This window comes from Acinetobacter sp. NIPH 817, from assembly GCF_000368405.1.
Classification (GTDB): Bacteria; Pseudomonadota; Gammaproteobacteria; order Pseudomonadales; family Moraxellaceae; genus Acinetobacter.
The window spans coordinates 3,064,889-3,080,634 of the sequence record NZ_KB849420.1; the positions used below are offsets into that span (position 1 = coordinate 3,064,889).

Consider the following 15,746-nt stretch of genomic DNA (forward strand, 5'->3'; position numbering starts at 1 on the left):
ACCCTCTGCCGCGAGCATAGCTCTTGGCGTAAAATCGGCAAAATGCATTGCATTTTGAAACTCCGATTTTACTCCCACTCAATCGTTGCTGGTGGTTTAGATGACACGTCATATACAACACGCGATACATCTTTAATTTCATTCATAATACGCGTTGAGATTTTATCAACTAGTTCGTATGGTAAATGTGCAAAACGAGCTGTCATAAAGTCAACTGTTTCAACTGCACGAAGTGCGATTACCCATGCATAACGACGGCCATCACCGACTACACCAACTGACTTAACAGGTTGGAATACAGCAAATGCTTGAGCTGTTTTGTCATACCAGCCGCTGTCGCGAAGCTCTTGCATAAAGATGTCATCAGCAAGACGAAGAATATCTGCATATTCTTTTTTCACTTCACCCAAAATACGAACACCTAAACCAGGGCCTGGGAATGGATGACGGTAAATCATGCTGTGTGGTAAACCAAGTGTCGTACCTAATTTACGAACTTCATCTTTAAACAAGTCACGTAAAGGTTCAACTAACTCAAACTCTAAATCGTCTGGTAAGCCACCCACGTTATGGTGAGATTTAATAACATGTGCTTTACCTTGTTTACTTGCAGCAGATTCGATTACGTCTGGGTAAATCGTACCTTGTGCTAAGAATTTCACGCCATCAAGTTTACGTGCTTCTTCAGCAAAAACTTCAATAAACTCACGACCAATGATTTTACGTTTTTTCTCTGGATCAACTTCACCAGCCAATGCAGTTAAGAAACGTTGTTCAGCATCTGCACGAATAACACGAATACCCATGTTTTCAGCAAACATTTGCATTACTTGGTCACCTTCGTTTAAACGAAGTAAACCGTTATCAACGAATACGCATGTTAGCTGGTCGCCAATTGCTTTGTGTAAAAGCGCAGCAACTACAGATGAGTCAACACCACCAGAAAGACCTAAAAGAACTTTTTCATCACCGATCTGTTCACGTAGTTGTTCTACACGTAAATCAATGATGTGTTCAGGTGTCCAAAGACCACCACATCCACAAATTTTATGAACAAAATTTGCAAGTAATTCTTCACCTTTTGCCGTGTGCGTTACTTCTGGGTGGAATTGCACACCATAGAAACGGCGTGTTTCGTCACTTACAGCAGCAACAGGACAACTTGGTGTGCTTGCAGTAATGCTAAAACCTTCTGGAATCTGGCTCACTTTGTCGCCATGGCTCATCCAAACATGAAGTTGGTCTTCACGATCTTGTAAGTTGCCAATCAGTTGGTCACGTTTAACGATATCAACTTCGGCATAACCAAACTCATGTACAGTACCCGGCTCAACTTTACCGCCTAACTGTTCAGACATGGTTTGCAAGCCATAGCAAATACCCAATACTGGAACACCCAACTCAAACACTACTTGTGGTGCACGTGGGCTGCCTTCTTCATGCACACTCTCAGGTCCACCTGACAAAATAATGCCATTTGGCTTAAAAGCGCGAACGTCTTCTTCAGACATATCAAAAGCATACATTTCAGAGTAAACACCGGCTTCACGTACACGACGTGCAATGAGCTGGCTATATTGAGAGCCGAAATCCAGAATCAGGATACGATCTTCAGTAATTTGAGTATTGGTAGTCATGACAAACCACTAAATGGCAAAAGAATTAAGCGCGCCATTTTAACATTTTTCACGCTTCGGCGCACCGCAAATCATCATATATCTTATTTTTTTCATTTCTGAATCATTTCTATCGTTGAATTCTTTGACATAAATTAATATTTACTTATATTTATCAAACATCTGGATTAGTCTTAAAAACTTCATACGTATTGATAAATTCATCACATTCTATGCAACATCACCATGAATTTGATGTTAAGATGAGCCGATAAAACAGGCATTACCACGGAAAGGTAAATACCATAAGCGATATTTGTCTGTGCTTAAACAATTATCCATTTTTATGGCTTGTTGCCCCCTATCAAAATCAATAGAAATCTAAGGAACAACAATGCTTCAAACTATGATTGCAGATTTCCAGCAACATTTTTGGTTGTATATCTCTATTCCTTTTATGAGTGGTTTAATTGGCTACATCACCAAGGTGATCGCCATTCAGATGATGTTTTCGCCACTTGAGTTTAAAGGCATTAAACCATTTCTAGGTTGGCAAGGCATCGTGCCACGCAAAGCCGAGAAAATGGCAACAATTGCTGTTGAACTCATGACAGCCAAACTCATTAAACCTGAAGAAATTTTTGCACGCCTAGATCCTAAACGTATTGCCAAAGAAATAGAAAAACCACTGCTTGCCGCAGCTGAAGATATTACCCGTGATGTTGCGCAAGAATATCAGCCGGGATTATGGGAAGGCATGCCAGAGTTTGCGCGTCAAAGACTCATTCGTCGTGTGCAATCAAAAGCACCCGAGATTGTTGAACACATCATGAGTGAAGTACAACGTGATGTGAACCGATATTTTGATATTAAACATCTTGTTATTAGCAACTTACTTAAAGACAAACGCCTACTCAACAATATTTTTAAACGAGTGGGCAAACAAGAATTTAAATTTTTTAGTAATGTCGGATTTGTATTTGGCTTCGGTATCGGTGTGATTCAGATGCTGTGCTGGATTATCACGCAAGGTAAATACCCTTGGATGCTGCCAATGTTTGGTGGCTTTGTGGGTTTTTTCAGTGACTGGATCGCATTACAAATGATGTTTAGACCACTATACCCTAAGAAAATATTGGGCTATACGTGGCAAGGTTTGTTTATTAAACGTCAAAATGAAGTTGCCGCTGACTACGCAGCGTTAATTTCCAAACAGCTTTTAACTTCTCGCCATATGATGGAAGAATTATTTTCTGGTACACATTCTGCGCGTGTTATTGATCTGGTTAACCGCCATGTTAAACAAGAAATTGATATGCAAGCAGGTGTGATTCGTCCACTTGTTGTTTACGCAATTGGCGGAGAAAAATATCAGGATATGAAATCGCAAGTTGCTGAACGTATTATGCAACGGCTTCCAGAAACGATGAAATACGTAGAGTCTTATGCAGAAGATGCTATGAATATTCGCAGTACTTTAATTGAACGTATGCAAAAACTAACACCATCTGAATTTGAAGGTATGTTACGTCCTGCGTTTAAAGAAGATGAGTGGGCACTCATTGCAGTAGGTGCAGTACTTGGTTTTGTTGTTGGGGAATTACAAATCCAATTCATGCTCTAATTTTACGTCCCTAGAAATAAAAAAAACCGGATGAGTTGATCATCCGGTTTTTATTTTGTCTTGAATATTATTTCTCGATTGCATGATCCAAACTAATACGTCCAGCGCCATGAAGCATCAGGAAGAATAAACCACCTGCCATTGCAAGGTTTTTCATGAAATGGATGCCATTGTTATATTGCGCCGCTGCATCAGCACCACCTTGGTGGAATAAAAATGCAGTAAGAATACTAAAGATTCCAAGTCCAAAAGCCGCAAAGCGTGCTTGGAAACCAAATAACAAGGCTAAACCACCACCAAACTCAACCAAGATCACTAAAGGAAGAATTCCTGCTGGAACCCCCATTGCTTCCATATATCCAGCAGTTGCTGCATAACCGGTAATTTTCCCCCAACCTGCAACAAGGAAGATATAGGCGATAAGAAGACGCGCAATAAGGCTAATGAAACTGTCTGCGCCTGATTGCGTTACGATATTTTTGACCACTACATTTGGATTAAACATATTGCCACCTTTATTTAAATGCTTATTTATTGATGAGCTCATTCTAGGTTTGGGACATTGATAATTAAATACTCAAAATCCATATATATCGTTGCATAAACGAGATGATCAATTTGTATTTTTTTGATGCTTTATACTGACTTTCTATAGGCTCACTGCTAGGATTTGAGCACGGTTTACCACTTGCTCTTATCATGGAACTTATTGATTTTATTCTACACGTTGATCAACATCTCGCCGAATTTATTATAAATTACGGAACGTGGATTTATGGCATTCTATTTTTAATTATTTTTGTTGAAACCGGTTTAGTGGTTATGCCGTTCTTGCCGGGAGATAGTTTACTATTTGCAGCTGGTGCTTTAGCAGCATCTACAGGCGCGATGGATCCATGGGTACTGGGCACTCTACTCTTCATTGCTGCCGTTTTAGGTGACACGGTAAACTATCATATTGGACGTTTTATCGGTCCACGTGTGTTTGAAATGAATTCCCGATTCATTAATAAACAGCACTTAGTTAAAACTCAAGAATTCTTTGCTCGCCATGGCGGCAAGACGATTATTTTTGCTCGCTTCGTTCCATTTGCCCGCACCTTTGCGCCTTTTGTTGCTGGGGCTGGTAGCATGAACTATAAGTTTTTCCTAACTTATAACTTGATTGGAGCATTGTGTTGGGTCGCGTCTTTTGTCACTTTAGGCTATTTATTTGGAAATATGCCAATCGTTAAAGATAACTTTACCCATCTTATTTTCGGCATCATTATTATTAGTGTTTTACCAGGCATCATCGGATTTATACGTGAAAAACTCAAAAACCGAAAAGCCAATGTTCGAGACTAATTAGAAGAAACGGAATACTACCGGAAGCATACATAAAATGAGCAACATGGCCGATCCTTTATATAAATGATCGGCTTTTATTTTCTTGATTGGACCGGCTAACAACGCTCGTCCAAAAAGCATCCAGAAACTTGCTGCCGGAATCAGGATTAATGTAAAAACACCAAATACAATAAGAAAATTTTCAGGCGAATTCCATGCTTCAGCAGGAAAGATACCCGCTGCAAACAACAAAGCTTTAGGATTCTTTAAGGTTGATAAGAATAATTGACGTGGTCGAATATTGCGATGACTTTGACTGAACTGTTGTAAATGGGTGTTCTTCCATAAGTGAAAAGCAAGCCAGAATACATAAAGTACACTCGTAATATGCAAAATGAGCAGTAGTGCTGGCCAAATTGGAGCAGCTAAATGAATAAATACAGCCCAAAAGCTAATACCGTAGGCATAGCCTAACCATTCCATTGGGATAAGCCAGAATGCTTTAGATAAACCTTGAGAATGAGCAGCGGTTGCAAGTAAAGCATTTGTCGGCCCCGGAATGAGCAAAACAGCCAACATTGCCAATACAAAAAACCAACTCTCAATCATAAAATTTCCACAACATCCAAGATGGGGCCACCTTAAACGAAATAGGCAAAATATAGCAAGTTTGTGAGGGCTTTTGATTATAGAAAATACAGAATTTATTAAGCTTTAAAATTTAAAATGCATTGATTTATATTAATTTTATTATGAAACATTTTGCTAAACTTTATTCACCACAATATGCCTTAATTAGCATATTGTGATGCAAAATCGACTATTAATTGGTCTTTTTTCGAACAATAATCGGGCAATTTTTAAACTGAGCAGCCTGAACTATTGCTTCTTGCTGACCTAAAACACGTGAAAGTTCGGTATTTTTCGTTGAAGAAGATTGTCCCATATTTACAGAGATAGATGGACCGAATCCCCAACCGCCTCGTCCCCAGCCACCGCCAAGTCCAAGCCCAACACCCATACCAGTGCTTTTCGGAGTTTGTACGCCATTATCGATATATTGTTGGATACGGTTATATTCACTTTGTAGCTGCTGACAGCCCAAAGATTGATATTGAGTCGGAGACACGTAAGTCGGTTTTACCGTCGTAGCACAAGCGCCGAGTAATAAAGTGGCTGCCACCAAAGGCGCAATATATAAGCCTTTCATCATTTTTCTCTTATCGTTTTGGTTCAATTTCACCAAACAATGTCTCGTAAGCTTGAGTCAATTTATGTTCTGGTGCCAAATGAGCCAAAGGTAAATTTTTCTGATGCGATTCTTTCATTAAAACCGAAGGCGGTAACATGCTATTAAGTACAGGCAACCCTTCATCTTTCAACTGCTGAACCACTTCCCGAGGTAATTTTGCTTGAGCTTGAAATTGGTTGACAACAATTCCTTCAATTTCCAAGCGATCATTATGATCATCTTGCGTTTCGAGAACATTTTCAATCAATGTTTGTAACGCACGCTTTGAAAAGACATCACAATCGAAGGGAATTAAGACTTTATCTGCTGCAATGAGTGCCGATAAAGTAAAAAAGTTGAATGCGGGTGGTGTATCTATATAGATACGATCATATCGTCCAATTAAGTTTTGAATTGAATCACGTAATTTATAAATTTTATGTTTACTTTCAAGTGCATGCTCAAGAGCGCCTAGTGTTGGGCTAGCAGGAAGCACATCTAATTTTGCAAAGGGAGTTGAATGTACAAAACTGTCGAGATCTTTATTTCGTGGGGCTTTTAAAATTGAACCTAGCGCATTACCGATTAGACCTTTTTGTTGATTGTTCCCCAACACATCATCAAAGAAATTTTCGATATTTGGTTCTAAAATTGATTTTTCAGCAGAATAGGTTGCATCATCTCCTAAAAGGTACTGACTAGAGTTGGCTTGAGGATCAAGATCAATGACCAACGTTCTTAAGCCATGTTTGGCACTAATTGCGGCCAAATTTACAGTAATACTTGATTTCCCTACACCGCCTTTTTGGTTAAACACCACACGAGTTAACATGTTTCCCTCTGCATATTTTTTTACTGTACGCAGTTTAACCTAGAGCTTAAGCAAAAAGGCAAAGAATGTAGAACAATTAAGCAAAAACAGGTTTCACAATTACTAAAATAATAATAGCAATAAATGCGATCGCACTAATGATTAAACCCGCCCTACGTTGTGCCAATAAAAGAGTGTCATCTTTTTTAAAGGCTTTCATCAGAGAAGATAATAAGACTAAAAATAGAATAATTTTAGCGTAAAACCACGGCTGTACCTGAAAGTCTTTCATGACCAATAAAATTGCACCCGTAATAAAAACTACGGTAAACGACAAATGTTGTAAGGCAACTAATATTTTGCGTCCCGCAGGATTTGGTTGCTCCCCTTGCACGCCTACAAACAGAGTTGAAGCGCGTAAGACAAAAACCATAAGTGCAGCAGCCACCGCAGTCATATGAATAATTTTAGTGAGTAAATGTGCATCCATGAAATTAGCCCTTAGCTTTTAGGTGCATGTGCACATTCTGGACTAGCAGGTGCTTGACCTTGCCACTCACTTGGTAAGTAGGCATGAATTGCTAAAGCGTGAATTTGACCTGGATTCATTAAGTCTGAAGCTAAGGCATAAACTTTTTGATGACGTTGAACTAAACGTAATCCGTTAAATTCTTCACTCACTACAATCACTTTAAAATGTGACTCTTTACCGGGGAAATAACCACCATGTCCAGCCGACTCATTAGTAACTTCCAAATGGCTAGGTGCAAGGGTTTGTAACCGTTCAATCAATTGTTGTTCAAGGCTCATAGCTTTTCCTTTACGATTATTCGTATATTTAAACCTAGTATACCCTGTCTACACACAAACAAAAGTTGCTCTTGTATGCTTTGACCCCAAACAAAATGTCTATTTATTCGGCAACTTAACGATAAAAATACATCTAATTGCTCATTTCTGTTTTTATTTTATGCAATCAGCATATTTATTTGCATAAAGTTGTTGACCCATGTTTCGCTTAATGTATTATAAGCGGCACGCGGGAATAGCTCAGTTGGTAGAGCATAACCTTGCCAAGGTTGGGGTCGCGAGTTCGAGTCTCGTTTCCCGCTCCAAATTGGTTTTTTTTGAGAAAGTTTTCGTAAAAACTGCTTATATATGCGGGAATAGCTCAGTTGGTAGAGCATAACCTTGCCAAGGTTGGGGTCGCGAGTTCGAGTCTCGTTTCCCGCTCCAAATTGGTTTTTTTTGAGAAAGTTTTCGTAAAAACTGCTTATATATGCGGGAATAGCTCAGTTGGTAGAGCATAACCTTGCCAAGGTTGGGGTCGCGAGTTCGAGTCTCGTTTCCCGCTCCAAATTTAAAAAGCCCTAGTCGAAAGACTGGGGCTTTTTTCTTTTCATTGATTCATAATTTTTGCAGTCTATCTATTCACAGCGTAATTCATTGAGAATAGCTCAGCTCAAAGCCAAATATTTCATTACTAAATTCACATTTTTAAATCGTCAGTTATAAAGGTTCAATCTAGTTATATGTACAAGGCGTTGGAGTTATTCGATGCGTAGATATAAAGGGTAATAATTGAAAACAGTTCAAATTAAATCTTTCTAGGTTATGGCGTTGTTGTAAACAGATAGAAAAGATGAAGTTGGATTCATATATATAGCTTTCAAAATAATACTCTTCTGTCTTTTGAGCATCATTGGTTGAGTCGAGAAACTGTATATGCTCAGGCAACACATGAAAGTTGAGCTTCTTTAAATGACGGCTCATTCCTTCGCCAGTACATTTAATATAGGATTCTTTTAAGGTCCATATTTGAAAAAATCGCTGAAATACACTGGATGAATCAGTGAGTTCTTTCTCTTTAATCCATTCAATTTCACTTAGGTCTAACACACTATCGACACGCATCCACTCGAATTCACGATCCACTTTTTCAATATCAACTCCTATTTCCCCCTCTTCAGTCACAGCAAGAATAATAATGTCCGCTGAGTGAGTAAGATTAAAATACACAGCCTTGCTGCCTTGTACAAAAGGCTTGCCGTTGGGATGTAATAAGAGGTTAACCTCATGCGGAGAAATGCCTAGCTTATCCGCCAAGACAGTCTTCACTAATACGCGAGAGATTAAGAAAAGGCGAGCCGCCTTAGGATGATATTGATCATATCTCAGCTTCTCTGCCGAACTGAGAAAGCCGAGATAATGACTCAATACCAAATGGTCTTGTGGTACCCGTGAAACTGGGCAGACATAAACCTGCACTTGGGCACGATCAGACATTAGGAAGCGGTAGTGCTGTTGTATTTCATCAGAACAGGTGCGAGATAGTCAGAAACCTCATCTACATGTGTAACGTGCGGATTATGGCCTGCGCCAGCGATAATATGTATAGGGATATCTGAGCTTATTATGGTAACAACTGGATCTTTATCTCCCACAATGATTTCAACTTTAGAACTAAGTTCATTTAACAAAGCTGTCTGAGTTGCTCGCTGCTGCGGCAAACTAATACGGTGCATGTACTCACTAATATGCTTGGCTACCGACACTCGACGTAATGAATCCATCGCATAACCAACAGACGGATTTTGTTGTCCATCTGGATGTAGGTCTTTAGCAATCATATCTTTTGGCACAAAACGGAAAATTAGATTAGATATGGTTTTTATCTGAAACATTTTAGCGGCCTGCGCCTGAACAAAATAAGGCGATATGAGGATAAGGCGCGCAACTTTATCTGGATATTTCTTTGCAAGATTCAATGCAAAGAGACACCCTAACGAGTGTGCAATAACCACACTATTTGGCGCTAAAAGCTTTGCAGCAGTGTCGATAAACTGACGGTTGTTATCCTCCACCACCTCATAACTGCCTGAACGCCCAAGTCCCGGCAAGTCCATCATAGCCACCTGATCATATGTAATTTTATTGATTATTGGAGACCAGCATGCACTATCGAATGGAATCCCATGTAAAAATAGTGCAGATGATTTTTCTGATTTAACTGGCTGTTTAGTATAAATTTCTGTCCAATATCGATTCTGATAGCTGAAATGACTAGGTGTTGGTACTTGCATGCGACCAAAACGTGTAAGAACCAAGCGATCAATCCAGCGAGAGAAATAAGGACTGATATTGATCAGGTCAGCGATACCCATCTTCGCCGCCATCGCCTCTGCCCCAGCAACATGATAGTGCTCGGTAGAAATGAAAGAGAGTTGCTCTTTAGAACCGTCAAGTAATACCTCAGGTAATTTCTCGAGCAGACCTTTGGGTACCTGTAAATGTGGTGAGCTGACTCCCAAATGCTCGGCAGCTAGGTGAACGAGACGATGAAATTTGGGTGTCTTAGGATCAAGCAACATATACTCCTGAGCAATGGTCTCAGGATAAGACATCGTTCGGATCAGAAAGCTCACGATATACTGCATATTGCACAGCGGCAGGAATGTGTCACGCCCACCTGGCAATGCCAGCAAGCGGCCCTGATATAGCTTATCAATCATGTCGGCGACACCAATATATTGCATATCGCCATATGTATAGAAACCATCAATGACTGTCGCTGGATTTATTGCAGTCCATGGCACATTTAAACGCTTACAGGCCTCAATGAAGGCTTGATAACCCAAAATTTTCGAAGCCTCATAGCCACCATGTTTGCAATACAACTCATCAGCCGACTCTTGTGGTGGAGCAGCCACACGATATCCGCCAATCCAGATGAATCGTTCAAGCTGCTTCAATGTTGCAGCCCATTCAATCAAAGCGAGTCCTGATTTAATGTTCGTACGCTCTGCTTCAGCTTTGCTAATGCCCCAATTAAATGATGCAGCAAGATGATAGACAACATGAATCTTTGCCTGAGCATCCGCTAGCAGAGAGTCCAGCTTAAAGTCACGGCTTAAATCATATTCAACAAACGAAATAGATGGATCAACTAGCCCTTGCGTTGCAATGAAACCTAACAGCTTATCTTTCTTGGTTGCGGCATTACGCAGCGCAGCAATCACCTGATGACCTTCACGTAAAAGTTCAACGATCAGTCTGCTGCCAATAAAACCTGCTGCACCTGTTACTAATATGGTCTTCTGTGAAAAATTATCTTTTTTTGCGTTATTTAAATTATCCATAAATCACCTTATTAGGGACTGGGCACTCCAGCATTGTTTTGGAGCGAATTATCTTAAAAATTATATCGAATCTGGGCATACACCAGACTGTTATCTCTAAATTGTCCTAACACCGTATCATTTTTACCCCAGAAGCGATCTCCACCTGCATTCAACTGCCAGTGATCATTGAGGCTGTAATTAATACGTATTCTCAACAATTCATTAGGCTCTGGTGCAAAATAGAATCCTGTTACTTCCAGCTTTAGATTATCGTTCAGCAAGTTAAGTGCATAGCGCAGCATAGCTCCATACTGATCCTGCTCATATTGGTCACTGATTGTTTGCTGATAACGGTAAACTTCTCTCAATAATGGATTTGTTAAGCTGTCGGCAGATCTAAAGTCCTCCGTATGTTTGTACACGCCTACTAAACTCAGCGTGGAGTTCTTTAATGACAATTCCGGTCCCATGACCACAGTTAAATTATTTTTCTTATGGGTAAGATCTTCACTACCATTCGAGTCAGTGTGGGTATATGCCGCTTCACCACGCCATACGATATCGTTATGGTTATAACTGAAATCAAATCCATAGACGGACATAGGATTATTTTTCAGCTGCAATGTTGCCTCCCCTGTTGGAGATGCTGAAAGAACTGACAAATCGGGCATGTGATCCAAACCTGAGAAATACGATGCCCCAACATCCAGACCATCTACGGAATAATCCCAACGCATTGCAAACGCAGGACGACTCTTACGGTCTATGTCATACTGAACACCAGCAATCTGACGCAATGGAATCACATCTGAACGACTACGCGGATACCACAATGCGGTCCATTTATTGGTTCCAGATTCAGGAATATACGTCAATTTGAGAGCATCATTTCCAAGACGCTGATCTGTCTCATCTGGCACTAGACGCGTATAGTCACGGGGCGATAGGTTATCCGTTGGGTTAATCCCGTCAGCTCTCCCCCAGACTACAATCTGGCGACCAACGTCGAGATAAAACGTCTGATCCCAGTTATAAGATGCGTACAACTCACGTAAGTTGCGATTCACCTTACTTACCTGATCTGGGTTTACAGTATGGTCCGTTTCGTCTCCAATATTTATGTCGTAATGGATCTTAAACTCAGGGTTAAACTTGAGCGTACCATTGGACCAGAAACTTGCTTGCCCAATGTTTTTTAACGAGCTTAGATCACGATCCGATGACCACACATCTAATCTGGCTGAGTTCTGGCTCACAAAACTAATTTCGCTGTCATCTGCATAAGCATGCTGCAGTAGCATAAAGCTACTGCAGCATGCAAATACCCAATAGGCACCTTGCGTCATTTTTCAAGGCTCTGCGGTGAGAAAATCTTATCAGATAAGGTTTTTTCTGCGACAAAATCACTAACGATAACTTGTGTCATATGCTGAGTTTGCAGATTCTTTGCCATAGATTTCATGGCCTGCCATCTTGGTTTCACTTTGCCGTAAGGACGGATATCCGTGAACTCAATATGTTTTAACGGCTTACCTGCAGTATCCCAAATGTCGATGGTTGCTGTAACAAAGTTGTCTTTGAGTATGCACATGCGACGTTTGCTATAACCAAAGTCACTCTTCACAGTATTATTGATTGGCGTTGCTTCAATCATGTAGCAATCTTTGCCATTAAATTTGCCATCTGCCAGTTTCGTGTATTTCCAGTCACTTAGCTTATAGCCAAGTACATCACCATAACTAAAGTCCGTACCAATAAAAGCATCGCCCTTATTCGCCGATGCCAGACGGCGTACTTTTTTCAATGCAGGCAAATAGACAAACATGCTATCACTGCCTTTTGAGTTCTCAATCAACAGCGTGGTGGTTCCTTGTACATCTGCAGGCGAGATGAATTCAGTCAAACGCATATTGTTCTGAGTATTTCCAGCAAGCTTAGTCATATTTTTAGTCAAACGTACGCGTTGCTCTCCGCTTTTAGACATCAGCACAAATTTAGCACTAGCACTTGAGCTCAGGAACTTAGAAGCATCATCACTACGATTAACAATGTCTTGAACTTCATCTGCATAAGATGTTTTAGGCATTGACATGGTGAGTGCCGTACCTAACAAGAGACTTGTCACAACAGTTTGTGCAACAGTAATGTTCTTCTTATTTGAGGGAAAGATAAAACCAGGTTTCAACATTAGAATCATTGTAGGTACCATAATTAAGGTTGCAAATACACTGAAAAGCATCGCAATCACAATAAACATCGCTAGCCATTGATGGACGTGGAAGCCTTGCGACAAGGACAGCACACCGTAACCACCAGCAACCGCAGTCGCGACAAAAAGCGAAGCCTTACCAGCAGTACTTAAAGTTTTACGAATAGCGTCTTTGATATCGCCCCCTTCTTCGCGCAAGATTTCACGCAAGCGATAGAGGAAGTAAATGGCATAATCTGCACCAATACCGACAGCCATGGCCGAGATGAGGGAGTTCGGAATATTGAGCGGAATGTCGAGCCAGCCCATCACACCAAAGATCGCAAGAATCGAGAATAGAAGTGGTGTCAGGACAATCAATCCCGCAGAGAGCGAACGGAAAACTAGCGCTGAGATAAAGAATACGGCAAATGAAATCTGTAGAATGTTCATAAGCTTGCCGTGAACCATTGTTTCAGTCAAAGCAATGGTCTGAGTCACATCACCACCAAAACTTACAACAGCCTTATCGCCCAATTGACCCGCCATATACGTTTTTAGCGACTCAAGAATTTCTTTGATGCGGTGATTACTACCTGTTTTTAACAGAATCGTGATCTTGGCATAGCGCTGAGTCGTATCAATGTAAGATTCAAAATCAGTCGGCTCACCAGACATTGAGTACAACAGCAGATACTGAGCAACAACATCTTTCGTTGCAGGGACCTGAAATGCCTGTGGCTGATCGGCATTCATTGCCTGATTCATTCTCTTGATATAGTCCACGATAGAGATGGTTTTACCGACCTCTGGAATTGAATTCGCAAACTTTTCTGTATTATCAATCGCTTTTAGAATTTCTGGATTTTCAATACCATCACGAACCTTTGTATCGACCATGATGTAGAGACTGTTTGTACCGCCAAGAGACTGATTCAGAAATCTGTCATCTTGCTGCATTGGTAGGTCGCGCGAGAAGAAGTTACGGCTATCGTTATCCACCACAATACGGCTTGTGCCAATAGCAAGAAAAACACCCAGTACTGCAATCACAGTCATTAGCATCATTCGCGGACGAACTGACAAAATGACATCGCCAATGCGTTTTGGAATCCAGTCCCAGATCGGTAAACCTTTGCGTGCGACCTTGGTAACCGAAGGCGGTGGTAGCATCGAGCGAAGTACAGGAATAAAAGTCATCTCAATAATCAGCGTACTGATGATCCCAATTCCTGTAAAAATACCGAATGAACGGATGGTCGGAATATTAAAGGTCAACAGCGAGAAGAATCCAGCCGCTGCAATTCCGCCAGCCAATATCATAACCGGACCAACACGAACCATAGACTGCACCACGGCTTCGCTATTTGCAGCTTTAGGCTCCATCCCTTGGGCAATCAGACGATCAAAATCTTCATAGTAGCGCTTGAGCAACTGCACGGCGTGCCCTGCCGCAATGGCCAGAATCAGAATTGGCGTAGGCGAGTTAAAGATATCCATTGGCTGTTTGAACAAGCCCATCATGCCCATACCCCATGCTACAGACAGTAAAGCTGTAACGAGTGGCAGAATCAGGCCTTGTTTACTGCGGAATGCTTCGAAGTGCAATAATCCAATAACCAACACGGCAATTGGGAACAAGATGTTGATACGCTTAGAATAATCTTCAGCTTTATCTAAATAGACTGGATTACCACCAACACTGATGGTCATATCCTTAGACTGTTCAGCCGCTACGATTTTGTTGATCGGGCCCATCATCTTTTGGAAGCCTTCTGGACTTTCCTCAAGTTCAAGCAAAATAGCAGCAGTTTTCTGATCTTTAGATACTACCGAATTCATATAGATCGGATTCAGTGCCAGCAGTTTTTTCAGGTGATCGACATCACTCTCGGTCACAGAACTATTCGGCAGTAGTTTCTTGGCATCAAATCCATCCGAATTAGCGGTGATCCCTTTGGCCTGACGTGCAGCCAGACTCATTAGAGTAGATCGAACCACGCCCGGAGCATTATCAACTTCTTCGGTAATACGTTTGACTTTTTCTAATACTTGCGGCTGATAAATATCACCCTGCTTCGGTGTAATACCAATCACGACCATATACTTGGAGCCAAATTTCTTTTCAATCAGCTTGGTGGAGGTGATATAAGGATGACCTTTGGGGGCAAGCGCATCTGGATCAATAATAATTTTTACGCCAGATGCGAGATATGCCAAGGCAAGCGTTAAAAGCATCACCACAGTCAGTACAATACGGCGATGTCTGAGAATCCAACGCGCGTATTGTTCCATCATCTGATGAGTTTTACGAAGTGGTTTACTATTGGTCTCATGCGTTTGCTTACCATCGTTGCCAACCGACTCATAGGCTTCACCCTTCTGAGCCAATGCTTCAAGATTAGCAACATCTTTTTTAAACTGAGCAAGAACCATCTTTTTTAGCAGTGCGGGGGGCAATACACCAAAAAAGCTGCCTGGCTCTGCCTCAAACACCCATTCAATCCAGGTACCTTCTGCATGTGGTTTGAAACGGTAAGTCCCAGTGTAGTGAAAGGGTCCTTCCACTACTTTAAACGCATACAATTCGTTCGGTACTAGATGTGTAATTTCACCTTTAAAGGACATCTCACGCCCAATAAAGCTAAAACCGATTTCATACTTGCTGCCCACACGTGGAGTATTGTCTAGCAGTTCAGAATGCTTACACGACAATTGCCAACCTGCATCATTGGCCGGGTTTGCAAGATAGTTAAAAACCTTGTCAATCTCGGCCGGTATGAGGAAAGCATGTTCTATGGTCACCATAGTGGTTCTACCTTCTTG

The 15,746-nt window shown here is 41.1% G+C and carries 13 protein-coding genes and 3 tRNA genes; 5 read left to right on the top strand and 11 right to left on the bottom strand.

The window, feature by feature from the left end:
• Positions 1–68: 68 nt before the first annotated feature.
• Positions 69–1,637 carry a glutamine-hydrolyzing GMP synthase gene (gene guaA, locus F968_RS18050; RefSeq protein WP_004795322.1) on the bottom strand — a complete coding sequence of 523 codons (1,569 nt, stop codon included), beginning with the start codon at positions 1,635–1,637 and terminating at the stop codon, positions 69–71.
• 385 nt (positions 1,638–2,022) lie between these two features.
• On the opposite strand from guaA, the gene F968_RS18055 reads away from it, so the two are divergent.
• Complete coding sequence (locus F968_RS18055; RefSeq protein WP_171056882.1) at positions 2,023–3,240, top strand: DUF445 domain-containing protein; 1,218 nt, start codon at positions 2,023–2,025, stop codon at positions 3,238–3,240.
• Positions 3,241–3,307: 67 nt separating this feature from the next.
• On the opposite strand, the gene F968_RS18060 is transcribed toward F968_RS18055, so the two are convergent.
• Positions 3,308–3,745, bottom strand: coding sequence for a DoxX family protein (locus tag F968_RS18060; RefSeq protein WP_004795325.1), 438 nt, complete (start codon positions 3,743–3,745; stop codon positions 3,308–3,310).
• A 194-nt stretch (positions 3,746–3,939) separates the two neighbouring features.
• On the opposite strand from F968_RS18060, the gene F968_RS18065 reads away from it, so the two are divergent.
• Entirely contained in the window at positions 3,940–4,587 is a 648-nt protein-coding gene (locus F968_RS18065) for a DedA family protein (RefSeq protein WP_004795326.1), read from the top strand.
• On the opposite strand, the gene F968_RS18070 is transcribed toward F968_RS18065, so the two are convergent.
• From F968_RS18070 to F968_RS18090, 5 genes are all read right to left on the bottom strand, one after another.
• Entirely contained in the window at positions 4,588–5,178 is a 591-nt protein-coding gene (locus tag F968_RS18070) for a LysE family translocator (protein ID WP_004795327.1), read from the bottom strand.
• A 214-nt stretch (positions 5,179–5,392) separates the two neighbouring features.
• Complete coding sequence (locus tag F968_RS18075; protein ID WP_004795328.1) at positions 5,393–5,779, bottom strand: hypothetical protein; 387 nt, start codon at positions 5,777–5,779, stop codon at positions 5,393–5,395.
• A 10-nt stretch (positions 5,780–5,789) separates the two neighbouring features.
• Positions 5,790–6,632, bottom strand: a complete 843-nt coding sequence (locus F968_RS18080; RefSeq protein ID WP_004795329.1) for a ParA family protein — start codon at positions 6,630–6,632, stop codon at positions 5,790–5,792.
• 76 nt (positions 6,633–6,708) lie between these two features.
• Positions 6,709–7,101, bottom strand: coding sequence for a SirB2 family protein (locus tag F968_RS18085; protein WP_004795332.1), 393 nt, complete (start codon positions 7,099–7,101; stop codon positions 6,709–6,711).
• 11 nt (positions 7,102–7,112) lie between these two features.
• Entirely contained in the window at positions 7,113–7,421 is a 309-nt protein-coding gene (locus tag F968_RS18090) for a BolA family protein (protein WP_004795334.1), read from the bottom strand.
• Positions 7,422–7,650: 229 nt separating this feature from the next.
• Here F968_RS18090 and F968_RS18095 point away from each other — a divergent pair.
• The 3 genes from F968_RS18095 to F968_RS18105 all read left to right on the top strand — a co-directional run bounded on the left by F968_RS18095 (position 7,651) and on the right by F968_RS18105 (position 7,968).
• Positions 7,651–7,726 (top strand) — tRNA-Gly (locus tag F968_RS18095).
• Between the two features lie 45 nt (positions 7,727–7,771).
• Positions 7,772–7,847 (top strand) — tRNA-Gly (locus tag F968_RS18100).
• Positions 7,848–7,892: 45 nt separating this feature from the next.
• Positions 7,893–7,968: transfer RNA gene (locus F968_RS18105), tRNA-Gly, on the top strand.
• Between the two features lie 167 nt (positions 7,969–8,135).
• On the opposite strand, the gene F968_RS18110 is transcribed toward F968_RS18105, so the two are convergent.
• From F968_RS18110 to F968_RS18125, 4 genes are read right to left on the bottom strand one after another with little or no spacing between them, the layout of a single operon-like run.
• Complete coding sequence (locus F968_RS18110; protein ID WP_004795336.1) at positions 8,136–8,897, bottom strand: 4'-phosphopantetheinyl transferase family protein; 762 nt, start codon at positions 8,895–8,897, stop codon at positions 8,136–8,138.
• Positions 8,897–10,750 (bottom strand): alpha/beta fold hydrolase, encoded by a 1,854-nt coding sequence (locus F968_RS18115; RefSeq protein ID WP_004795338.1) that lies wholly within the window; start codon positions 10,748–10,750, stop codon positions 8,897–8,899. Before F968_RS18115 ends, F968_RS18110 begins: the two co-directional genes overlap by 1 nt.
• 53 nt (positions 10,751–10,803) lie before the next feature.
• The gene (locus F968_RS18120) at positions 10,804–12,078 is read right to left on the bottom strand and encodes a hypothetical protein (protein WP_004795340.1); all 1,275 of its coding nucleotides are present in this window, start codon (positions 12,076–12,078) and stop codon (positions 10,804–10,806) included.
• Positions 12,075–15,728, bottom strand: a complete 3,654-nt coding sequence (locus F968_RS18125; RefSeq protein WP_004795341.1) for an outer membrane lipoprotein-sorting protein — start codon at positions 15,726–15,728, stop codon at positions 12,075–12,077. The genes F968_RS18120 and F968_RS18125 overlap by 4 nt, the downstream gene beginning before the upstream one ends.
• Between the last annotated feature and the right edge of the window lie 18 nt (positions 15,729–15,746).

What these genes read in the sequence shown, in the direction of transcription:
- F968_RS18115 (WP_004795338.1), bottom strand. Translation starts at nt 10,750, where the DNA reads ATGGATAATTTAAATAACGCAAAAAAAGATAATTTTTCACAGAAGACC.
- F968_RS18125 (WP_004795341.1), bottom strand. Translation starts at nt 15,728, where the DNA reads ATGGTGACCATAGAACATGCTTTCCTCATACCGGCCGAGATTGACAAG.
- F968_RS18090 (WP_004795334.1), bottom strand. Translation starts at nt 7,421, where the DNA reads ATGAGCCTTGAACAACAATTGATTGAACGGTTACAAACCCTTGCACCT.
- F968_RS18085 (WP_004795332.1), bottom strand. Translation starts at nt 7,101, where the DNA reads ATGGATGCACATTTACTCACTAAAATTATTCATATGACTGCGGTGGCT.
- F968_RS18060 (WP_004795325.1), bottom strand. Translation starts at nt 3,745, where the DNA reads ATGTTTAATCCAAATGTAGTGGTCAAAAATATCGTAACGCAATCAGGC.
- F968_RS18055 (WP_171056882.1), top strand. Translation starts at nt 2,023, where the DNA reads ATGATTGCAGATTTCCAGCAACATTTTTGGTTGTATATCTCTATTCCT.
- F968_RS18080 (WP_004795329.1), bottom strand. Translation starts at nt 6,632, where the DNA reads ATGTTAACTCGTGTGGTGTTTAACCAAAAAGGCGGTGTAGGGAAATCA.
- F968_RS18110 (WP_004795336.1), bottom strand. Translation starts at nt 8,897, where the DNA reads ATGTCTGATCGTGCCCAAGTGCAGGTTTATGTCTGCCCAGTTTCACGG.
- F968_RS18120 (WP_004795340.1), bottom strand. Translation starts at nt 12,078, where the DNA reads ATGACGCAAGGTGCCTATTGGGTATTTGCATGCTGCAGTAGCTTTATG.
- F968_RS18065 (WP_004795326.1), top strand. Translation starts at nt 3,940, where the DNA reads ATGGAACTTATTGATTTTATTCTACACGTTGATCAACATCTCGCCGAA.
- F968_RS18070 (WP_004795327.1), bottom strand. Translation starts at nt 5,178, where the DNA reads ATGATTGAGAGTTGGTTTTTTGTATTGGCAATGTTGGCTGTTTTGCTC.
- guaA (WP_004795322.1), bottom strand. Translation starts at nt 1,637, where the DNA reads ATGACTACCAATACTCAAATTACTGAAGATCGTATCCTGATTCTGGAT.
- F968_RS18075 (WP_004795328.1), bottom strand. Translation starts at nt 5,779, where the DNA reads ATGAAAGGCTTATATATTGCGCCTTTGGTGGCAGCCACTTTATTACTC.